The 3,291-nt window shown below is 63.1% G+C and carries 4 protein-coding genes; 3 read left to right on the forward strand and 1 reads right to left on the reverse strand.

Annotated elements, in window-relative coordinates:
* The 3 genes from HX846_RS26765 to HX846_RS26775 all read left to right on the forward strand — a co-directional run.
* A partial coding sequence (locus HX846_RS26765; RefSeq protein ID WP_178966434.1) for an amidohydrolase family protein occupies positions 1-451 on the forward strand: 451 nt, incomplete at its 5' end.
* A gap of 18 nt (positions 452-469) precedes the next feature.
* Positions 470-1,093, forward strand: coding sequence for an isochorismate family cysteine hydrolase YcaC (gene ycaC, locus HX846_RS26770; protein ID WP_161635723.1), 624 nt, complete (start codon positions 470-472; stop codon positions 1,091-1,093).
* Positions 1,094-1,275: 182 nt separating this feature from the next.
* Positions 1,276-2,163 carry a LysR family transcriptional regulator gene (locus tag HX846_RS26775; RefSeq protein ID WP_178966435.1) on the forward strand — a complete coding sequence of 296 codons (888 nt, stop codon included), beginning with the start codon at positions 1,276-1,278 and terminating at the stop codon, positions 2,161-2,163.
* A 1-nt stretch (position 2,164) separates the two neighbouring features.
* Here HX846_RS26775 and HX846_RS26780 read toward each other — a convergent pair.
* The coding region (locus HX846_RS26780) for a TonB-dependent receptor domain-containing protein (protein WP_178966436.1) at positions 2,165-3,291 on the reverse strand (1,127 nt) is incomplete at its 5' end.

The following is a 3,291-nucleotide window of genomic DNA, read 5'->3' on the forward strand; positions in this document are numbered from 1 at the left end:
CGCCGAGGGGCTGCCCCGGCTGACGGCCCTGGAACTGTTCACCCACGGCAGCGCCTGGTTCTCCTCCGAGCAGGGCAAGAAGGGCCAGATCAAGGTCGGCCAACTGGCGGACGTGGCGGCACTGTCGGCGGACTTCTTCAGTGTCGACGAGGAAGCCATCAAGTGGATCGAATCGGTACTCACCGTGGTCGGCGGCAAGGTGGTGTACGGCGCCGGCGACTTTGAAGATTTCGCACCACCCAGCGTGCCGGTGCTGCCGGACTGGTCGCCGGTGGTCAAGGTACCGGGCCACTGGCGCCCGGCGTCAGCGCTACAAGCCCAGGTGCACCAGTGCAGCGGCCCCTGTGGCGTGCATGCCCATAGCCATGAACGGGCGCGTCTCTCGAACGTGCCGGTCAGCGACTTCCAGGGTTTCTGGGGCGCGTTTGGCTGCTCGTGTTTTGCCTTCTGAATCTAACCCCAAAAGAGTATTCCCATGACTTACAAACGCCTGAACAAAGATGACGCCGTGGTCCTGCTGGTGGATCACCAGACCGGCCTGATTTCCCTGGTGCAGGACTTCTCGCCCAACGAGTTCAAGAACAACGTGCTGGCCCTGGCGGACCTGGCCAAGTTCTTCAAGCTGCCGACTATCCTCACCACCAGTTTCGAAAGCGGCCCCAACGGCCCGATGGTGCCGGAGCTGAAAGAACTGTTCCCGGACGCGCCGTACATCCCGCGCCCTGGCCAGATCAACGCATGGGACAACGAAGATTTCGTCAAGGCAGTGAAAGCCACCGGCCGCAAGCAACTGATCATTGCCGGTGTGGTGACCGACGTGTGCGTGACCTTCCCGACGCTGTCGGCCCTGGCTGAAGGGTTTGAAGTGTTTGTGGTCACCGATGCGTCGGGCACCTTCAATGAGACCGTGCAACAGGCGGCGTGGGCACGCATGACGGCGGCCGGTGCACAGCTGGTGAACTGGTTCTCGGTGGCCTGCGAGCTGCAGGTGGACTGGCGCAACGACATGGAAGGCTTGGCGAATCTGCTGTCGCCGCGTATTCCCAACTATCGCAATTTGATGAACAGCTACTCGGCGCTGACGGCCAAATAAACCGCTCTCTGATATGCAGGTAATCCAATGTGGGAGCGGGCTTGCTCGCGAAGGCGGTGTGCCAGTCAATACATGTACCGACTGACCCACCGCCTTCGCGAGCAAGCCCGCTCCCACATTTTGATTTGTGGTGTGGCGACTGACCGGCTATAAAACAGCCCAGCGTCCACCGAGAAGCGACAATGAACCCCTTCGAAGACATGCGCCTGTTTTGCCAGGTCATGGAATCCGGCAGTTTCACCGCTGCCGCCGAGCATCTTGGCCTGTCCAAGCAGTTTGTCAGCCGCCGCCTGATCCAGCTGGAAGAGCGCCTCGGCGTACGCCTGCTCAACCGCTCCACCCGCCGCCTGGATGTCACGCCGCTGGGCCAGAGTTACTACGAATCCGCCCTGCGCCTGCTCAGTGAAGTCGAGCAAGTGGAGCAGGGCATCGCCGGGCAAAACACCGAGCCCCGAGGCACCATTCGCCTGAGCGCGCCGTTGTCGTTTGCCATGGCGCACCTGGGTTGCCTGTTGCCGCTGTTCCTGCAACGCCACCCTCACGTCACCGTGGAAGTGGACCTCAGCGACCGCCCGGTAGACCTCATCAGCGAGGGCTACGACCTGGTGCTGCGCATCGGCACCCTCGAGGATTCGACCCTGATCGCCCGACGCATCGCCAGTGTGCAGCGCGTCTATTGCGCCAGTCCCGACTACCTGGCCCGCCACGGCACGCCGCAGAGGCCCGATGACCTGGCCGATCACGCATGCCTGCCTTACGGCCATGGTCGCCAGGTGCAATGGCACTTCAAGGTCGATGGCAAACCCCACACCCGCAACGTCAGCGGGCGCATGCGGGTCAACAACGGTGAGCTGCTGCGGGATGCCGCCGTGGCCGGGTTGGGCATCACCTACCTACCCAATTTTATCGTTGCCCAAGCCTTGCAGGACGGCCGCCTGGTGACGCTGCTGGATGACTGCGCGCCCGAACCCCTGACCCTTTCCGCCGTTTACCCCCAGCACCGCCAGAGCTCGCGCCCGGTGCAGGCCTTGATCGAGTTCCTGCGTGAACGCCTGGCCGGCGGTTGTTGAATCAGAACGCGTACTGCACCCGGCTGTAGTAATACCCGCCGGTAAACCCGAACGGCGAATAGCTGCCCCAGTTATCGCCGAACGACGAGTTCTTCACGCCGATGTGATCCGGGTATTTGTCGAACAGGTTCTGCGCACCCACCGCCACCGTCAGCTGTTTGCTGATCGCGTAGGCCACGTCGAGGTCAGTGATCCACTTGGCCGAATACGTGCGGTCCAGGCTCGCGTCGCTGGAGCTGTTGACCTCGGTGTAGGTGCCGTAGCGAGTCAGGCGCAGGTTGACGTCGAAGTCGTGGATCGCCCAGTCGGCGGAGAAGATCATCTTGCTGCTGGGTGAAGTCTTGGTGATCAGTGCCCGTGACTGGCGACCCATCAACTGGAAGTTGCCCAGGGCGGCGAGCTGCGCCGGGGTGTCGTTGACGCTGAGGATCTGCGTGTGGTTGTAGTTCAGCGCCGCCGTCCATTTCACCGAGCCGTAGCGGTCGAGGTTCTGCCGGTAGTTGCCCACCACGTCCACCCCGGAGGTGCGGGTGTTGGCGCCGTTGGTGAAGTACTGCGCGCCCGCCGTGGCCGGTACGCCGATGCTGTCCAGCAGGGAGGCAATGCCCGGGCCCTGGAAGCGTTCGCTGAGCACCAGGCGGTCCCGCAGGTTGATCACGTAGCCGTCCACCGTGAGGCTCAAGTCATCGCTTGGGGTCACGGCGAAACCGAGGCTGAAGTTGGTCGAGCGCTCCGGCTTCAGTGACTTGGCACCCAATGCCTGGGCCCCGACGGAATCCACCGGCAGGATCACGTAGTTATACGACTGGTACACGCCATTGATGGTGTCGAACCCGGTGGAGCGTGCGGTGAAGATCTCGTTGGCCAGGGACGGTGCGCGAAAGCCGTTGCTCACGGTGCCGCGCAGGGCGAACACCGGGTTGAACGCATACCGCGTGCTGAGCTTGCCGCTGCGGGTACCGCCGACGCCTTCGTTGTAATGTTCGTAGCGTCCGGCCACGCCGACGTACCACTGCTCGGTGGGGTAGAACCCGAGGTCGACATAGCTGGCGACGCTGTTGCGGCTGACCTTCTGCGCGTCTTCCGGACGGATGCCGTTGGTGACCTGGGCCCCCGGATCGGGACGCT

Origin of the sequence: Pseudomonas sp. K5002 (assembly GCF_013386655.1) — a bacterium.
GTDB lineage: Bacteria > Pseudomonadota > Gammaproteobacteria > Pseudomonadales > Pseudomonadaceae > Aquipseudomonas.